Source organism: Streptomyces sp. SYSU D01066-1, assembly GCF_054956795.1.
Genome location: NZ_JBUDHV010000005.1, coordinates 23,131 through 39,747, shown reverse-complemented (window position 1 = coordinate 39,747; position 16,617 = coordinate 23,131). Strand labels below are relative to the sequence as shown.

The window sequence follows — 16,617 nt, the reverse complement described above, 5'->3', positions numbered from 1 at the left end:
TTCCCCGCGTCCCTTACGCCCCGAGCATCCCGGTCCACAGCTCGGGGAAGTCCGGCAGGGTCTTCGCCGTCGTCGCCACGTTCTCGATCGTCACGTCCTTCACCACCAGGCCGATGATCGCGCCGGCGGTGGCCATGCGGTGGTCCTCGTAGGTGTGGAAGGTCCCGCCGTGCAGCGGGCGGGGGCGGATGTGCAGGCCGTCGGCGGTCTCGGTGACGTCGCCGCCCAGTTCGTTGATCTCCTTGGTGAGCGCGGCCAGCCGGTCCGTCTCGTGCAGGCGCAGGTGGGCGACGCCGCGCAGGGTCGAGGGGGAGTCGGCGAGGGCGGCGACGGCCGCGACGCCCGGGGTCAGCTCGCCGACCTCGGAGAGGTCCACGTCGATGCCGTGCACGGCGCCCGATCCGGTGAAGACCAGGCCGTAGTCGGTCAGTTCGCAGGAACCGCCCATCTCGGTGAAGATCTCGCGCAGCCGGTCGCCGGGCTGGGTGGTACGGGCCGGCCAGTCCGGGATCGTGACCTTGCCGCCGGTCACCAGCGCCGCCGCGAGGAACGGCTGGGCGTTGGACAGGTCCGGCTCGACGGTCAGGTCCCGGCCGAGCAGCGCGCCCGGCGTCACCCGCCAGACGTTCGGCTCGCCGCCCGACTCGGGGGTGTCGACCTGGGCGCCGACCGAGCGCAGCATGTCCACGGTCATCCGGATGTGCGGCATCGAGGGCAGCGCGGAGCCCGTGTGGCGGACCTCGACGCCCTGGTTGAACCGGGGGCCGGAGAGCAGCAGCGCGCTGACGAACTGCGACGACGAGGAGGCGTCGATCGCCACCGGGCCGCCCTCCAGGGCGCCGCTGCCGTGCACGGTCAGCGGCAGCGCGCCGCGGCCGTCGTCGTCGATGCGGGCGCCCAGGGCGCGCAGCGCGTCGATCACGCCGTGCAGCGGACGCTCGTAGGAGCGGGGGTCGCCGTCGAAGCGGACCGGGCCGTCGGCGAGGGTGGCGACGGGGGGCAGGAAGCGCATCACGGTGCCGGCGTTGCCGACGTCGACGGTGGCCGGGCCGCGCAGGCCCGCCGGGATGACCCGCCAGAACTCCCCGGTCCCGTCCGGTCCGACGCCCTCCTCGATGCCCACGCCCAGCTCGCGCAGCGCGCCCGCCATCAGCAGGGTGTCGCGGGAGCGCAGCGGGCGGCGCAGCCAGCCGGGCTCGGAGGCGAGGGCGGCCAGCACCAGGGCGCGGTTGGTGACCGATTTGGACCCGGGCACGTGGACGGTCGCGTCGACGGCTCCGCTCGCGTGCGGGGCGGGCCAGAGGGCGGTGTGCGCGGGGTTCAGCGTCATGGGGCCCACTTTAGTGGCTGAGAGCGGCCGGAGATCTTGATCAAAAGCGGTGAAACCAGACCGAAACACCGTCATGGTACGTGCCATGCATATATGCGGCCGGTCCCACGTGCCGGTGGCACGTCCGGTGCCGTCTCACAGCTCCAGCAACCAGCGGCCCCCGCCCAGCAGCGAGCACAGCGACACCATGTGGAACAGGAAGAACCACACCCCGGCCGGGGCGTGCGTGAGCCGGGCCAGCTGGTCCGCGTCCGAGTCCCCGGCGCCCGCCCGGTGCCCGCCACCACCCCCGAACGGCGCTTCGCGCCCCCTCCGCCGGGACCGCTTCGCCTGGAGTTCGAACACCGGGCGCACCCCGCCGAGCAGCAGGAACCACACCACCGCGTACGCGAACGCCGCCTGTACCTGCGGACCGGCCAGCCACGACACCACGACGAAGAGGCCGCCGGTGACGACCACGGTCAGCACCCCGTAGGCGTTGCGGATCATCACCAGCAGGGCCAGCAGCAGCGCGGTCGCCAGCCACAGCAGCAGCGTGATCCGCCCCGCGCCCAGCAGCGCGGCGCCGCCCAGGCCCAGCAGCGGGGGAGCGGTGTAGCCGGACACGGCGGTCAGGATCATGCCGAGGCCGGTCGGCTTGCCGCGGCTGAGGGTGAGGCCGCTGGTGTCCGAGTGCAGGCGGATGCCGGTGAGCTGCCGGCCGGTGAGCAGCGCCACCAGCCCGTGCCCGCCCTCGTGCGCGATGGTGATGGCGTTGCGCGCTATCCGCCACGGCCGGTGCGGCACGACGACCACCAGCGCGGCGGCCAGGGTGGCGATCACCACCCACAGGTCGGGGTCGGGCTGGGTGCCGGTGAGCTCGTCCCAGAGCGAGGTGGCTGTGGTGCTGTCCATGTGCGGTGAGGGCCCCTCCGGTCCGGTGGATCTGGCAGTGTTGCACGTATGTGCGGACGGTATGCGGCGAGTCGTGGACCCGAGGATCTCGCGGGAGTCTTTGAGATCGAGAGGTGGGAGCCCGAGGAGACGAATCTGGGGCCCGATTACAACGTGGCCCCTACAAAAGAGGTCTACGCCGTCCTCGACCGCCCCCTCAAGGACGCCGCCGACCCCCGGCCGGTTCGCCAGCTGCGGAAGCTGCGGTGGGGGCTGGTCCCCTCCTGGTCCAAGACGCCCGAGGGCGCCGCCCGGTTGATCAACGCCCGCGCGGAGACCGTGCACGAGAAGCCGTCCTTCCGCCGCGCCTTCGCCACCCGCCGCTGCGTCCTGCCCGCCGACGGCTACTACGAGTGGGTCACCGGCAGGCAGGAGCGGGACCTGGAGGTCGAGGGCAGGAAGAAGCGGTCCCGCAAGCAGCCCTACTTCGTGACCCCGGCCGACGGGTCGGTCTTCGCGATGGCCGGGCTGTACGAGTTCTGGCGGGACCGGACGCTGCCGGACGACCACCCGTCGGCCTGGTGGGCGACCTGCTCGGTGATCACCACGGAGGCCGAGACGGCCCCGCTGGCCGTCGCGCCCGCCGAGGGCCCGCGCACGCTCGCCGAGATCCACCCCCGGATGCCGCTGATGCTCACCCCGGACCGCTGGGACGCCTGGCTCGACCCGGCCCGCACCGACCCGGACGACCTGCGCGCGCTGCTCGCCCCGCCGCCCGAGGGCCTGATGCGCGCCTACCCGGTCACCACCGCCGTCAGCAACGTCCGCAACAACGGACCGGAGCTGCTGAACGAGCTGGAGGGACCGCAGGAGGGCACCCTCTTCTGACGTGGACGAGGAGGGCACACTCTGCTGGTGTGAACCACGCAACGCAGGAGACCGTCGAGACGGACGCGGGGACGGCCCGCGTCACCTGGCACCACGCGCAAAGGGCCCGGCTGGTCCTCGCCCTGGGCCACGGCGCCGGCGGCGGCGTCGAGGCCCGTGACCTGGTGGCCCTGGCCGCCGCCCTCCCCGCGCACGGCGTGAGCGTCGCCCTCGTCGAGCAGCCCTGGCGGGTGGCCGGCAGAAAGCTGGCGCCCGCGCCGAGGACCCTGGACACCGGCTGGCGGGGCCTGTGGCCCGCGCTCACCGCCCCCGGACGGCCGGTGATCGCCGGGGGCCGCAGCGCGGGCGCCCGCGTGGCCTGCCGCACCGCCGCCGGACTCGGCGCCCGCGCGGTCCTCGCGCTCGGCTTCCCGCTGCACCCGCCGGGCAAGCCGGAGAAGTCCCGCGCCGGCGAACTGCTCGGCACCGGCCTGCCCACCCTCGTCGTACAGGGCGGCAACGACCCGTTCGGCAGGCCGGCGGAGTTCCCGGACGGCCCGTACCGACTGACCGAGGTCCCCCACGGCGATCACGGCTTCGCCGTCCCCGGGCGGGCCCCGCTCACCCAGGAGGAGGCACTCGCGGTGATCACGGACGCGGTCGTGGAGTGGACCGGATCACTGGAGTGAGCCCGGGGAATGACCGGCGGCCGGCGGCTGTTGTCAGGGGCGTACGTGCTGGCGCCCCAGCACCGCAGTCGTAGGAGAGGAAGTCCGCCGCATGGGTTCCACCTTCTGCCCGCCCGCCTCCCGTCACCCCGTGGACGGGCTGCGCCCGGCAGAACCGGTCGCCGCCCGTGGCAGCCGCCCTGACCTGGAGTGGTCGGTACTGCACGCGGCGAAGACCGCCCCCGTCCGGGCGGCGGGCGGGCCGGGAAGTCGTCTATCCTCCGATTCGAGCGGGACCGGACTCGGTTCCGTGACGGCATTGGAGGAGGTGGGTCCGGTCACCGGTACCGACGCAGGGACCGACAACGGCCAGGCGGAGCAGCCCGAGGGCCGGGGCGGCGCGAGCCCGGAGACGACCGCCGAGCGCAGCGCGCGCTTCGAGCGGGACGCGCTCGAGTTCCTCGACCAGATGTACTCGGCCGCGCTGCGCATGACGCGCAACCCGGCCGACGCGGAGGACCTGGTGCAGGAGACGTACGCCAAGGCGTACGCGTCCTTCCACCAGTTCCGCGAGGGCACCAACCTCAAGGCATGGCTCTACCGGATCCTCACCAACACCTTCATCAACTCGTACCGCAAGAAGCAGCGCGAGCCCCAGCGCAGCGCGGCCGAGGAGATCGAGGACTGGCAGCTCGCCCGCGCCGAGTCGCACATGTCGACCGGTCTGCGCTCCGCCGAGTCGCAGGCGCTCGACCACCTGCCCGACTCGGACGTGAAGTCGGCGCTCCAGGCGATCCCGGAGGAATTCCGCATCGCCGTGTACCTGGCGGATGTGGAGGGCTTTGCCTACAAGGAGATCGCGGACATCATGGGGACACCCATCGGGACCGTGATGTCGCGGCTGCACCGGGGGCGCCGCCAGTTGCGCGGCATGCTGGAGGACTACGCCCGCGACCGCGGACTGGTCCCGGCCGGCGCCGGAGAGTCGAACGAAGCGAAAGGCTCGGGGTCATGAGCTGCGGAGAGCCGCACGAGACGGATTGCAGCGAAATCCTCGATCATCTCTACGAGTTCCTCGACAAGGAGATGCCGGACACGGAGTGCACCAAGTTCGAGACGCACTTCGAGGAATGCTCGCCGTGCCTGGAGAAGTACGGCCTGGAGCAGGCCGTGAAGAAGCTGGTCAAGCGGTGCTGCGGACGGGACGACGTCCCCGGTGACCTGCGCTCCAAGGTCATGGGCCGGATCGAGCTGATCCGGTCCGGGGAGTCCGTCCCCGAGCACGACGTGGCTGCCGCGCCGGCCCGGCAGCAGGAAACCTGACCGACGCGCGGTTCACCCGATCGTGCCGGCCGGCGGGACACAGCGAGGTCACTCGCGGTGTCCCGCCGCGGTCTTACCTCCCGCGCGACGGGGTAACCCATGGGTAATGAGCGCCTCTCCAGCCGTACGTGGTTTGATGCGCGGGAGAGGGTGTCCGGGGGGCGGAAAGGCACAGCCAGCCCACAGAACGGAACTGGCAGGCGGGAATCGTGAGGATCTTCGGCAAGGTACGGCACCGGCCCTCCGCCTCCTGGCGGCAGGCCACCGACCGCGCGTTCACCCTGATCGGTGACGGCAGGTACGAGGACGCCGGGGCGCTGCTGACGCGGGCCGCCGACCTGGAGCCGTGGCTGTCGGAGTCGTGGTTCAACCTCGCCCTGCTGCACAAGTTCCGGCACGACTGGGAGCAGGCCCGCACGGCGGGCCTGCGGGCCGTCGCCCTCCTGGACCGGGACACCGGGGCTCCCGACTGGTGGAACGTCGGCATCGCCGCGACCGCCCTGCAGGACTGGCCGCTGGCCCGCCGGGCCTGGCAGGCGTACGGCCTGCGGCTCCCCGGCGCCGCGACCGACGCCGGGGAACCGCTCGGCATGGAGCTGGGCAGCGCGGCCGTACGGCTCTCTCCCGAGGGCGAGGCCGAGGTGGTGTGGGGGCGGCGGCTGGACCCCGCGCGCGTCGAGGTGCTGTCGATCCCGCTGCCGTCGTCCGGGCGGCGCTGGGGCGAGGTCGTGCTGCACGACGGCGTCCCGCACGGGGAGCGGACCACCGCCGCCGGGGACGCCTACCCCGTCTTCGACGAGATCGAGCTGTGGGCGCCCTCGCCCGTGCCGACCTGGGTGGTGCTCCTGGAGGCGGCGACCGAGTCCGACCGGGACGCGCTGGAGCAGCTCGCCGCCGACGCGGGCTTCGCGGCCGAGGACTGGTCGTCGTCGGTGCGGCTGCTGTGCCGGACGTGCTCGGAGTCCCGGATGCCGTCCGACGAGGGCGACGGGGAGCACCTCGACCCGCACGACCACAGTGAGCCGGGGCACCCGGGGCCGCTCGGGCACCGGACGGACGGGCAGCTGTGGGTGCCGGAGCGGGAGTGCGGGGTGGCCGCGCCGGCCTCTCTCGTGCGGGGGCTGCTGGACGGGTGGGTCGCGGACAGCCCGGACTCCCGGGACTGGCGGGATCTCGAGGAAGTCTGTTAGCCGCGGGTCCGCCGTGGTCGTCCGCGCCCACGCGGCGGAGCCGCGCACGGACGCGGTCCCGCCCCCTGCCGGGGCGCGTTTCCCTTTACCCTGTACCGAGCAGCACACCCGGGTTTCACTGAGGAAGGCGTACGTCCGTCATGGCGCAGCAGGACACCGATCAGCAGCACGTGGGCGTGCTCCCCGTGGATGACGAGGGGTACGTCGTCGACACGGAGGACTGCGAGGAGCGCGAGGCTGCCTGGCGGGAGCGCGGGACCTCGCGGCCGATCACGGTGGTCGGCAACCCGGTGCTGCACAAGGAGTGCCGGGACGTCACCGACTTCGGCGAGGAGCTCCAGCAGCTGGTCGCGGACATGTTCGCCAGCCAGCGCACCGCCGAGGGCGTCGGCCTCGCCGCCAACCAGATCGGTGTCGACCTGAAGGTCTTCGTCTACGACTGCCCCGACGACGAGGGCGTCCGGCACGTCGGCGTCGTCTGCAACCCCGAGCTGGTCGAGCTGCCCGCCGAGCGGCGCCGCCTGGACGACAGCAACGAGGGCTGCCTGTCGGTGCCGACCGCCTACGCGCCGCTGGCCCGCCCCGACTACGCCGAGGTGACCGGGCAGGACGAGAAGGGCAACCCGGTCAAGGTGCGCGGCACCGGCTACTTCGCACGGTGCCTGCAGCACGAGACCGACCACCTCTACGGGTACCTGTACATCGACCGGCTGTCCAAGCGGGAGCGCAAGGACGCGCTGCGGCAGATGGCCGAGAACGAGCCGCGCTACCCCGTGGTCGCGAACGACTGAGCCGGACCACCGTCCGTCCCGGCCCTCCCGTCCGGCCCTCGCGGTCCTCGGGAGTCCCGCGCACCTCTCGAACGGCGTCTGTCCGGGAACACCCACCGGAACAGGCGCCGTTCGCGCGTGTTCTCCCCGAAATCCGCCACACAACAGAACAATCCCGGCCTTTCGGGCGGTGAATGAGGCAGATTCGTTCCCTGTGCGGTCAGTTCTGGGGCTGAATGGTGGTGCGGTGATACGCAAGGGTGTGCGCCCGGTACACGGCGGGTGCGCGCCTCCGGCGGCTGAGAGGGGCCAGTTCGTGCTTGCTTTCCCAACCGGCACCACACCGACACCGACCGGGGCGGCGGTTCCACCCCCGCTCTCCCTCCCTCTGGTCGAAGCGGCGTTTCCCCGGCACCTCCACGAGTATTGGCCAGAGCTTCAGGAGAACACCCGCGCCTGGCTCCTGGAGAAACGGCTGATGCCCGTGGACAAGGTCGCCGAATATGCCGACGGCCTGTGCTACACGGATCTCATGGCCGGGTACTACCTGGGCGCGCCCGACGAGGTGCTCCAGGCGATAGCGGACTACAGCGCCTGGTTCTTCGTCTGGGACGACCGGCACGACCGCGACATCGTCCACGGGCGCGCGGCAGCCTGGCGGCGGCTGCGGGACCGGCTGCACACGGCGCTCGACTCCCCCCGGGACCACCTGGACCACGAGGACGCTCTGGTGGCCGGGCTGGCGGACAGCGTGGAGCGGCTGTACTCCTTCCTGCCGGGCACGTGGAACGCCCGGTTCGCCCGGCACTTCCACGCGGTGATCGACGCCTACGACCGCGAGTTCCACAACCGGGCGCACGGCGTCGTGCCGCCCGTCGACGAGTACCTGGCGCTGCGCCGGCTCACCTTCGCGCACTGGATCTGGACGGACCTGCTGGAGCCGAGCGCGGGCCGCGAGCTGCCGGATCCCGTGCGCAAACACCCGGCATACCGGCGGGCGGCACTGCTGAGCCAGGAATACGCCGCCTGGTACAACGACCTGTGCTCCTTACCGAAGGAATTGGCGGGGGCCGAGGTGCACAATCTCGGAATCAGCCTCATCACCCATGAGGAGCTGACCCTCGAAGAGGCGACGGCGGAACTGAGGCGGCGTGTGCAGGAATGCGTCGTGGAATTCATCGCGGCCGAGCGGGACGCGCTGCGGTTCGCCGACGAACTCGCCGACGGGACCGTGTGCGGAAAAGAACTCAGCAACGCCGTGCACATCTGCGTGGGCAATATGCGCAACTGGTTCGGTTCCGTCTACTGGTTCCACCACGAGTCCGGCCGGTACGCCGTCGACAGCTGGAACGACCGGTCCACACCCCCGTACGTCACCGACGGGGCCGTCCCCGGCGAGAGCGTCCTCGGCACAGCGGCAGGTGAGGCATGACCGTCGAGTCGGCGAACCCCCGCACCACCGCGGCGGCGACCGAGCCGCCCCTGGCCGGCGGCGGCCTGCCGCTGCTCGGCCACGGCCTGAAACTCGTCCGCGACCCGCTGGCCTTCATGGTCCGGCTCCGCGACCACGGCGACGTGGTCCGCCTCCGCCTCGGCCCCAAGACGGTGTACGCCGTCACCGCCCCGCACCTCACCGGAGCCCTGGCGCTCAGCCCCGACTACGTCATCGCCGGCCCGCTCTGGGAGTCCCTGGAGAGCCTGCTGGGCAAGGAGGGGGTGGCCACCGCCAACGGCCCGACGCACCGGCGCCAGCGGCGCACCATCCAGCCCGCGTTCCGGCTCGACGCGATCCCCGCCTACGGGCCGGTCATGGCCGAGGAGGCGTACGCGCTGGTGCGGCGCTGGAGTTCCGGCCAGGTCCTCGACATCACCTCGGAGTCCTTCCGGGTGGCGGTCCGGATATCCGCCCGCTGCCTGATGCGCGGCACCTACATGGATGACCGTGCCGAACGGATATGCACCGACCTCGCCATCCTGTTCAGCGGCATGTACCAGCGTATGGTCGTCCCCCTCGGGCCGCTCTACCGGATACCCGTGCCGGGCAACCGCGAATTCAACCGCGCGTTGGCCGACCTGCATCTCCTGGTGGACGAGATCGTCGCCGACCGCCGGGCCGGCGGCCGCAAACCGGACGATTTGCTGACGGCTTTGCTGGACGCGACGGACGAGAAGGGCGAGCCCATCGGGGAACAGGAGATCCACGACCAGGTCATCGCGATCCTCACCCCCGGCAGCGAGACCGTCGGCTCCGTGCTCATGTCGTTGCTCCTGGTGCTCACCGACCACCCGGAGCTGGGCGACAGGATCCGCGACGAGGTGGAGGACGTCGTCGGTGACCGCCCGGTGGCGTTCGAGGACGTCCGGAAGCTGACGCACACCGCCAACGTGGTCCTGGAGACCATGCGGCTGTATCCCGCCGTGTGGATCCTGACCCGCCGGGCGGTGGCCGACACCGAGCTGGGCGGGTACCGCGTCCCGGCCGGGGCGGACGTCATCTACAGCCCCTACGCGGTCCAGCGCGACCGGCGCTCCTTCGAGCGGCACGCGGAGTTCGACCCCGACCGGTGGCTCGACGGACGGGGCGCAGAAGTGCCCAAGTACGCGATGGCCCCGTTCAGCGTGGGCAACCGCAAGTGCCCCAGCGATCACTTCTCCATGGCCGAGCTGACGCTCGTCACCGCCGTGATCGCCGCCGCCTTCCGGTTCGAGCACGCGCCGGGGTCGGACGCCCGGCCGCGGATCGGCATCACGCTCCGGCCGCGCCGGCTGCGGCTGCGGGCCCTGCCCCGCTGACGGACGCGGAGCGCACGTCCAGGCGCCCTCGGGCTCCTGGACGTGCGCCGGCGGGCGTGCGGGGCGGTGCCCGGGTGAACCGGCGGCGCGTTTCGCCGTGTCGCGGAGTTCTTCGAGGCGGGCGCCGGACGCACCGAAGTCGTGGAGGCAGGCGGTGGGAGTGATCTCTCCGAGGGTGGTGTGCCCGGTGGGGCGGGCCGGGTGGATGCGGAAGTCCGGGCGAGGAGCGTGCACGGGTGCGGGCCCGCCGTCGTGGGTCTTCTCGGCGGCCCGCCGCGGGCCGGTCGTGGCTCGTGGTACGGCCCCCGCGCCCGCCAGGGGCGCGTCTCAGTGCGCGGAGCCGGACGTCGCCGGCGGCAGCTCCACCTCCACGCCCGGGTCGCCCGCGTCCGCCGTGTAGTCCTCCGGGCTGGTCCGGTCGATGCCGTCGGGGGCCTTGGCCGCGCGCAGGACGAAGGTCAGGACCACCGTCACCAGCACGTTGAGCACGAACGCCGTCAGACCGATGTACCCGATCTCCCCGATGCCCGGGATCTCCTCCGACGAGCCGCCGAAGTGCGCCTGCGTCGGCGAGGAGACGCCGTACGCCGCGAGCGTGCCGTAGACCATGCCGACCGCCCAGCCGGCCAGCAGCGCCCAGCGGTGGAACCAGCGGGTGAACAGGCCGCCGACCAGAGCCGGGAAGGTCTGCAGGATCCAGATGCCGCCCAGCAGCTGGAAGTTGATCGCGACCGTCTTGTCCATGCCGAGCACGAAGACCAGCGCGCCCACCTTCACCAGCAGCGACACCAGCTTGGAGACCTTGGTCTCCTGCTGAGGCGTGGCGTCGGGCTTGATGAAGTCCTTGTAGATGTTGCGGGTGAAGAGGTTGGCGGCGGCGATGGACATGATGGCCGCCGGGACCAGCGCGCCGATGCCGATCGCCGCGAAGGCCACGCCCGCGAACCAGTCCGGGAACATGTCCTCGAAGAGCTGGGGGATCGCCAACTGGCCGTTGTCCACCTTGACGCCGGCCGCGATCGCCATGAAGCCCAGCAGCGCCAGCAGCCCCAGCATCAGGGAGTACAGCGGCAGGATCGTGGCGTTGCGGCGGATCACCTCACGGCTGCGCGAGGACAGCGTCGCGGTGATCGAGTGCGGGTACATGAACAGCGCCAGCGCCGAGCCGAGGGCCAGGGTGGCGTACGTCCACTGGCCGGTGTCGGGCGGGGTCACCCCGCCCGCGCCCGCCGCCTCGAACTTCTCCCCGGCCGCGGCGAAGATGTCGTCGAAGCCGCCCAGCTCGATCGGGATGTAGACGACGGCGACCGCGATCACGATGTAAATGAGCGTGTCCTTGACGAACGCGATCAGCGCGGGCGCCCGCAACCCGGACGAGTACGTGTACGCCGCGAGCACGCCGAAGGCGATCAGCAGGGGCAGGTCCTTGACGAACCAGTGGGTGTCCTGGCCGCCGCCGACGCCCATCACGTCCAGCACGGCCTGGATGCCGACCAGTTGGAGCGCGATGTACGGCATGGTGGCGAGGATGCCGGTGACGGCGACCGCCAGCGACAGTCCCTTCGAGCCGAACCGGCCGCGCACGAAGTCCGAGGTCGTCACGTACCCGTGCTTGTGCGAGACCGACCACAGGCGGGGCAGGAAGGTGAAGATCAGCGGGTAGACCAGGATCGTGTACGGCACCGCGAAGAAGCCGGAGGCGCCCGCCGCGTAGATCGCCGCGGGGACGGCGACGAAGGTGTACGCGGTGTAGAGGTCGCCGCCCAGCAGGAACCAGGTGATCCAGGTGCCGAAGGAGCGTCCGCCCAGGCCCCATTCGTCGAGGCTGGCCTCGTTCTCGGCCCGGCGCCAGCGCGCGGCCAGGAAGCCCATCGCGGTGACCAGGACGAAGAAGAGGACGAAGACGGCGAGTGCCACGCCGTTGACGCCGTCGTTCACTTGGCCGCACCCCCCTGGGGAGCGCGCCGGGCCCGCTGGTCGCGCTGCCACAGCTTGTACGCGACCGTCGTCAGCGCCGCCGAGACCAGTACCCAGGCCATCTGGTACCAGTAGAAGAACGGGATGCCGATGAACGCCGGGTCGGTCCTCGCGTACGACCCGACCCAGAGCATGGCGACGAACGGTGCGACGAGGCAGAGGCCGATGATCACGCGCACCGGCGTCACCACCGGTCCCGAGCTCGTTCCTGAGGCTTGTGACATGCGGCGGCTCCGTCCCCTAGGTGGTCACCCCTGTAACGCGGAGGCAATCTAGGTGACGGTTACACGACAGCGGAAGACCCTGTCCGCATATCGGTCCCGAGGACCGGAACGGCCCCGCGAAAGCCGCTCAGCAGCGGCGAGGACCCGCACACGGGTTTGCCGCCCGCTGATCCGTCCGGTCCGCGCCCGGCCCCGCGCCGGTCCGCGCACGTCAGTCCCGCGGCCGCTTCAGCCGTGCCACGAACTTGTACCGGTCCCCCCGGTACACCGACCGCACCCACTCCACCGGCCGGCCCTCCCGGTCCCGCGAGTGCCGGGAGAGCATCAGCATCGGCAGGCCCACGTCGGTGCCGAGCAGGCCGGCCTCGCGCGGGGTGGCCAGCGAGGTCTCGATGGTCTCCTCGGCCTCGGCGAGGTGGACGTCGTAGACCTCGGCGAGGGCGGTGTAGAGGGACGTGTACTTGACCAGGGAGCGGCGCAGGGCCGGGAAGCGCTTGGCGCTCAGGTGCGTGGTCTCGATGGCCATGGGTTCCCCGTTGGCCATGCGCAGCCGCTCGATGCGCAGCACCCGGCCGCCGGCGGCGATGTCCAGGAGCGCGGCGATCCGGTCGTCGGCGCCGATGTAGCCCACGTCCAGCAACTGGGACGTGGGTTCCAGCCCTTGGGCGCGCATGTCCTCGGTGTACGAGGTGAGCTGCAGCGCCTGCGAGACCTTGGGCTTGGCGACGAAGGTGCCCTTGCCCTGGATGCGCTCCAGGCGGCCCTCGACGACGAGTTCCTGGAGGGCCTGGCGGACGGTGGTGCGGGAGGTGTCGAACTCGGCGGCCAGCGTGCGCTCCGGCGGGACGGGCGTGCCGGGCACCTGGGTCCGCGTCATGTCGAGCAGGTGCTTCTTCAGGCGGTAGTACTTGGGCACGCGCGCGGTACGGACGGTCGCCCCACCCTCGTTCTCCGCACTGCTGACGTCGGTGCTCATCGCTGCCTTCCCGGCTCCGGATGCCGAAGCGGCCGACGTCCCCGGCCGGCCGCGGCTCACATCGTGGCACGGAGCGCCGCGGGGTGGTCCCGCACGCTCCGTGACCCCCTCTGTATACCTCTGGGGCCACCGTTGGTCTAGTCCACCGCGCCGTCAAGCCCGCGTGGTACCCGCCGCCGCGGCCCCTTCGCGCCACGGTCCGCGGGGTTGTGGTACGGGCGCCGTGCGGGGCCCGGTCCGCCGCCCGCGGAATGCAGGGTCCCTGCATATCTCGGTCGCATCACGGAGGTCCGGAGGCCGGTTGAACACCCTTGACAGTCCTATTGGTCTGGGCCAGTCTCCCCGTACTGGTCTACACCATTGGTCCAGTCCCGGCCCAAGGGCGGTCACGCGTCGGCGAGTTACCGCGGGGAGGCAGGGGGGTTGTGGCATCCCTGAGGAGGGTGGCGTGAAGCGCAAGCTGATATCCGCGATCGGTGTCGCGGGCATGATGGTCTCCATCGCGGCGTGCGGGGGCGACGGCGGCGGGGACGGCGAGGCCGGGACGAAGGGCCAGACCCTCACCGTGTGGGTGATGGACGGATCCTCCCCCGACCAGTGGCAGAAGGACCTGGGCGCCGCCTTCGAGAAGCAGACCGGTTCGAAGGTCGAGTTCGAGATCCAGCAGTGGAACGGCATCCAGCAGAAGCTGACCACCGCCCTCTCCGAGGAGAACCCGCCGGACGTCTTCGAGATCGGCAACACCCAGACCCCCGCCTACGCCAAGACCGGCGGCCTCGCCGACCTCGGCGACCTCAAGGAGGAGATCGGCGGCGAGTGGACCGAGTCCCTCAACGCCTCCTCCGTCTACGAGGGCAAGCAGTACGCGACGCCCTGGTACTTCGCCAACCGCGTCGTCGTCTACAACAAGAAGGTCTGGGCCGACGCGGGCATCAAGGACACGCCCAGGACCCGGGACGAGTTCTACGAGGACCTGAAGACGATCGGCGCCAAGACCGACGCCGAGCCGATCTACCTGCCCGGCCAGAACTGGTACCACTTCGTCGGCCTGGTGATCGGCGAGGGCGGCGAACTGGTCGAGAAGGACGGCGACACGTACGTCTCCAACCTGGACGACCCCAAGGTCGCCGCGGCGATGGAGACCTACAAGAAGTTCCAGGACCTCTCCGACGCCCCCAAGGACAAGGACGAGGCCACCCCGCAGCAGGCCGAGGTGTTCGCCAAGGGCGACGTCGGCGCCTTCATCGGCATGGGCTGGGAGGCCGCCACCGCCATCGAGGCCAACCCGGAGATCGAGCAGGACATCGGCTACTTCACCATCCCCGGCGCCACGGCCGACAAGCCCGAGGGCGTCTTCCTGGGCGGCTCCAACCTGGCCGTCGCCGCCGGCTCCACCAAGCAGGAGCTGGCCAAGGAGTTCCTGAAGCTCGCCCTGTCCGACAAGTTCGAGGGGCAGCTCGCCAAGGAGAACGGCGTCATCCCGAACAAGGAGTCCCTCCAGACCAACCTGAAGGGCAACGCCCCGGCCGAGGCCGCCGCCCCGGCCGCCGCCGTCGGCGGCACCACGCCGCTGATCCCGGAGTGGGCCGCGGTGGAGAACGCCCCCAACCCCATCAAGACGTACATGACCGCCGTACTGAACGGAAAGTCGCCCGCACAGGCGGCCGAGCAGGTCGAGGGCGAGTTCAACAAGCGCCTGGCGCAGCAGCAGTAGGAGCTTCGGCAGCGGCGGGGGACGGCCACCGGCCGGCCCCCGCCCCCGGCGCCGTACAGGCCGACAGCCGTCCAGGCCGAGGAGAGAGATCGCGAGCATGACCGTGCAGACCGAACGGCCGCCCTCCGGCCCGGCGGACGTCAGCAGGACGGCCGACGGGACGTTTGGCGGGCCGGCACCGAGAGCCGCGTCGCGCACCGGCGCGCTCGTCCCGTACCTGTTGCTGCTGCCCGCCGTCGCGGCCACCGTGCTGCTGCTCGGCTGGCCGCTGCTGAAGGACCTGCTGCTGTCGTTCCAGAACCTCAACATGGCGCAGCTGATCCAGCACGCCACCGAGTGGAACGGCGTCGACAACTACACCCAGGTCCTCACCGGAGAGGACTTCTGGCGGGTCACCCTGCGCTCCATCCTGTTCACGGCGGTCAACGTCGCCCTGATCATGGTCGCGGGCACCCTGGTCGGCCTCCTCCTCGCCCGCCTCGGCAGGCGGATGCGGACCACCCTGCTGATCGGCCTGGTGCTGGCCTGGGCCATGCCGGTGGTCGCCGCGACCACCGTCTACCAGTGGCTGTTCGCCCAGCGCTTCGGCGTCGTCAACTGGGTCCTGGACAAGCTCGGCCGGCACTCGATGGCCGACTACTCCTGGACCAGCAGCCAGCTGTCGACGTTCTCCGTCGTCACCCTGCTGATCGTGTGGATGTCCGTCCCGTTCGTCGCGATCAACCTCTACGCGGCGACCACCACCATCCCCGGCGAGCTGTACGAGGCCGCGGCCCTGGACGGCGCCGGCGTCTGGCGGAGCTTCACCACCGTGACCATGCCGTTCCTGCGGCCGTTCCTCTACGCGACGACGTTCCTGGAGATCATCTGGGTCTTCAAGGCGTTCGTCCAGGTCTTCAGCTTCAACGGCGGCGGCCCGGACCGGCTCACCGAGATCCTGCCGGTCTACGCCTACGTCGAGGGCGTCGGCAACCAGCACTACGGCATGGGCGCGGCGATCGCCGTCCTGACCATCCTGATCATGCTCGGCCTGACCGCGTACTACCTCAGGATCGTGCTCAAGCAAGAGGAGGACGAGGCGTGAAGCGCTCGCTCCCGGGCCGGCTGTGGCCCAACGTCACGGCCGTCGTGCTGTTCGCCGGCTTCGTCTTCCCGGTGTACTGGATGTTCGCCACGGCGTTCAAGCCGACCGGCGACATCATCTCGCAGGACCCGGTGTGGTTCCCCACCGACGTCACCTTCGAGCACTTCAGGACGGCGGTCGACGCCGACAACTTCTGGACGATGGCGGCCAACTCGCTGATCGTCACCGCCCTGGCGGTCGTCTTCTCGCTGGTCGTCGCGCTGCTCGGTTCCTTCGCCCTGGCCCGGATGCGGTTCAGGGGGCGGCGCGGCTTCGTCATCGGCTTCATGTGCGCCCAGATGGCACCCTGGGAAGTCATGATCATCGCGATCTACATGATCGTCCGGGACGCCTCGATGCTGAACAGCCTGGTCCCGCTGACGCTCTTCTACACGATGATGATCCTGCCCTTCACCATCCTGACGCTGCGCGGCTTCGTCGCCGCCGTGCCGAAGGAACTGGAGGAGTCCGCCATGGTCGACGGCTGCACCCGTGCCCAGGCGTTCCGCCGGGTCATCCTGCCGCTGCTCGCGCCGGGTCTGATGTCCACCTCGATGTTCGGCTTCATCACCGCCTGGAACGAGTTCCCGCTGGTCCTGGTGGTCAACAAGGAGGCCGGGGCGCAGACCCTGCCGCTGTGGCTGTCGAGCTTCCAGACCGTCTTCGGCAACGACTGGGGCGCCACGATGGCCGCCTCCTCGCTCTTCGCCGTCCCGATCCTGATCCTGTTCGTCTTCCTCCAGCGCAAGGCCGTCAGCGGCCTGACCGCCGGTGCCGTGAAGGGCTGAC

16 protein-coding genes are annotated in these 16,617 nt (G+C 71.1%); 11 read left to right on the top strand and 5 right to left on the bottom strand.

Annotated elements, in window-relative coordinates; translation table 11 throughout:
• Positions 1 to 13 precede the first annotated feature (13 nt).
• Together aroA and ACY1JF_RS06910 are read right to left on the bottom strand one after the other, a co-directional pair.
• The gene (gene aroA, locus ACY1JF_RS06915; protein ID WP_462704093.1) at positions 14 to 1,330 is read right to left on the bottom strand and encodes a 3-phosphoshikimate 1-carboxyvinyltransferase; all 1,317 of its coding nucleotides are present in this window, start codon (positions 1,328 to 1,330) and stop codon (positions 14 to 16) included.
• Between the two features lie 135 nt (positions 1,331 to 1,465).
• Complete coding sequence (locus ACY1JF_RS06910) at positions 1,466 to 2,224, bottom strand: M50 family metallopeptidase (RefSeq protein WP_462704092.1); 759 nt, start codon at positions 2,222 to 2,224, stop codon at positions 1,466 to 1,468.
• A gap of 48 nt (positions 2,225 to 2,272) precedes the next feature.
• Here ACY1JF_RS06910 and ACY1JF_RS06905 point away from each other — a divergent pair, with 48 nt between their 5' ends.
• The 8 genes from ACY1JF_RS06905 to ACY1JF_RS06870 all read left to right on the top strand — a co-directional run bounded on the left by ACY1JF_RS06905 (position 2,273) and on the right by ACY1JF_RS06870 (position 9,814).
• A complete protein-coding gene (locus ACY1JF_RS06905; RefSeq protein ID WP_462704091.1) occupies positions 2,273 to 3,091 on the top strand; it encodes an SOS response-associated peptidase in 819 nt (272 codons plus the stop codon).
• A gap of 29 nt (positions 3,092 to 3,120) precedes the next feature.
• Positions 3,121 to 3,759: an alpha/beta hydrolase family protein gene (locus tag ACY1JF_RS06900; RefSeq protein ID WP_462704090.1), complete on the top strand. Its 639-nt coding sequence runs from the start codon at positions 3,121 to 3,123 to the stop codon at positions 3,757 to 3,759.
• Positions 3,760 to 4,066: 307 nt separating this feature from the next.
• On the top strand, positions 4,067 to 4,753 hold the full coding sequence (gene sigR / locus ACY1JF_RS06895; RefSeq protein ID WP_462704278.1) for an RNA polymerase sigma factor SigR: 687 nt from the start codon (positions 4,067 to 4,069) through the stop codon (positions 4,751 to 4,753).
• Complete coding sequence (gene rsrA, locus ACY1JF_RS06890; protein WP_462704089.1) at positions 4,750 to 5,061, top strand: mycothiol system anti-sigma-R factor; 312 nt, start codon at positions 4,750 to 4,752, stop codon at positions 5,059 to 5,061. The genes sigR and rsrA overlap by 4 nt, the downstream gene beginning before the upstream one ends.
• A gap of 209 nt (positions 5,062 to 5,270) precedes the next feature.
• The gene (locus ACY1JF_RS06885) at positions 5,271 to 6,251 is read left to right on the top strand and encodes a tetratricopeptide repeat protein (RefSeq protein ID WP_462704088.1); all 981 of its coding nucleotides are present in this window, start codon (positions 5,271 to 5,273) and stop codon (positions 6,249 to 6,251) included.
• Between the two features lie 140 nt (positions 6,252 to 6,391).
• Entirely contained in the window at positions 6,392 to 7,042 is a 651-nt protein-coding gene (def, locus tag ACY1JF_RS06880) for a peptide deformylase (RefSeq protein WP_462704087.1), read from the top strand.
• 295 nt (positions 7,043 to 7,337) lie between these two features.
• Entirely contained in the window at positions 7,338 to 8,453 is a 1,116-nt protein-coding gene (gene cyc1, locus ACY1JF_RS06875; RefSeq protein ID WP_462704086.1) for an epi-isozizaene synthase, read from the top strand.
• On the top strand, positions 8,450 to 9,814 hold the full coding sequence (locus tag ACY1JF_RS06870; RefSeq protein WP_462704085.1) for a bifunctional albaflavenone monooxygenase/terpene synthase: 1,365 nt from the start codon (positions 8,450 to 8,452) through the stop codon (positions 9,812 to 9,814). The genes cyc1 and ACY1JF_RS06870 overlap by 4 nt, the downstream gene beginning before the upstream one ends.
• Before the next feature lie 327 nt (positions 9,815 to 10,141).
• Here the strand turns inward: ACY1JF_RS06870 and mctP are convergent, their stop codons facing one another.
• From mctP to ACY1JF_RS06855, 3 genes are all read right to left on the bottom strand, one after another.
• Positions 10,142 to 11,752, bottom strand: coding sequence for a monocarboxylate uptake permease MctP (gene mctP, locus ACY1JF_RS06865; RefSeq protein WP_462704084.1), 1,611 nt, complete (start codon positions 11,750 to 11,752; stop codon positions 10,142 to 10,144).
• Positions 11,749 to 12,015: a DUF3311 domain-containing protein gene (locus ACY1JF_RS06860; protein ID WP_462704083.1), complete on the bottom strand. Its 267-nt coding sequence runs from the start codon at positions 12,013 to 12,015 to the stop codon at positions 11,749 to 11,751. The genes mctP and ACY1JF_RS06860 overlap by 4 nt, the downstream gene beginning before the upstream one ends.
• Before the next feature lie 211 nt (positions 12,016 to 12,226).
• Positions 12,227 to 12,991: a GntR family transcriptional regulator gene (locus ACY1JF_RS06855; protein WP_462704082.1), complete on the bottom strand. Its 765-nt coding sequence runs from the start codon at positions 12,989 to 12,991 to the stop codon at positions 12,227 to 12,229.
• A 448-nt stretch (positions 12,992 to 13,439) separates the two neighbouring features.
• Here ACY1JF_RS06855 and ACY1JF_RS06850 point away from each other — a divergent pair, with 448 nt between their 5' ends.
• The 3 genes from ACY1JF_RS06850 to ACY1JF_RS06840 all read left to right on the top strand — a co-directional run bounded on the left by ACY1JF_RS06850 (position 13,440) and on the right by ACY1JF_RS06840 (position 16,616).
• Positions 13,440 to 14,705, top strand: coding sequence for an extracellular solute-binding protein (locus ACY1JF_RS06850; RefSeq protein ID WP_462704081.1), 1,266 nt, complete (start codon positions 13,440 to 13,442; stop codon positions 14,703 to 14,705).
• A 97-nt stretch (positions 14,706 to 14,802) separates the two neighbouring features.
• A complete protein-coding gene (locus ACY1JF_RS06845; protein WP_462704080.1) occupies positions 14,803 to 15,789 on the top strand; it encodes a carbohydrate ABC transporter permease in 987 nt (328 codons plus the stop codon).
• A complete protein-coding gene (locus tag ACY1JF_RS06840) occupies positions 15,786 to 16,616 on the top strand; it encodes a carbohydrate ABC transporter permease (protein WP_462704079.1) in 831 nt (276 codons plus the stop codon). Before ACY1JF_RS06845 ends, ACY1JF_RS06840 begins: the two co-directional genes overlap by 4 nt.
• Position 16,617: the final 1 nt, after the last annotated feature.

Coding starts and splice junctions, on each gene's coding strand:
- ACY1JF_RS06845 (WP_462704080.1), top strand. CDS start 14,803: ATGACCGTGCAGACCGAACGGCCGCCCTCCGGCCCGGCGGACGTCAGC.
- ACY1JF_RS06860 (WP_462704083.1), bottom strand. CDS start 12,015: ATGTCACAAGCCTCAGGAACGAGCTCGGGACCGGTGGTGACGCCGGTG.
- ACY1JF_RS06905 (WP_462704091.1), top strand. CDS start 2,273: ATGTGCGGACGGTATGCGGCGAGTCGTGGACCCGAGGATCTCGCGGGA.
- ACY1JF_RS06855 (WP_462704082.1), bottom strand. CDS start 12,991: ATGAGCACCGACGTCAGCAGTGCGGAGAACGAGGGTGGGGCGACCGTC.
- ACY1JF_RS06910 (WP_462704092.1), bottom strand. CDS start 2,224: ATGGACAGCACCACAGCCACCTCGCTCTGGGACGAGCTCACCGGCACC.
- ACY1JF_RS06870 (WP_462704085.1), top strand. CDS start 8,450: ATGACCGTCGAGTCGGCGAACCCCCGCACCACCGCGGCGGCGACCGAG.
- def (WP_462704087.1), top strand. CDS start 6,392: ATGGCGCAGCAGGACACCGATCAGCAGCACGTGGGCGTGCTCCCCGTG.
- aroA (WP_462704093.1), bottom strand. CDS start 1,330: ATGACGCTGAACCCCGCGCACACCGCCCTCTGGCCCGCCCCGCACGCG.
- rsrA (WP_462704089.1), top strand. CDS start 4,750: ATGAGCTGCGGAGAGCCGCACGAGACGGATTGCAGCGAAATCCTCGAT.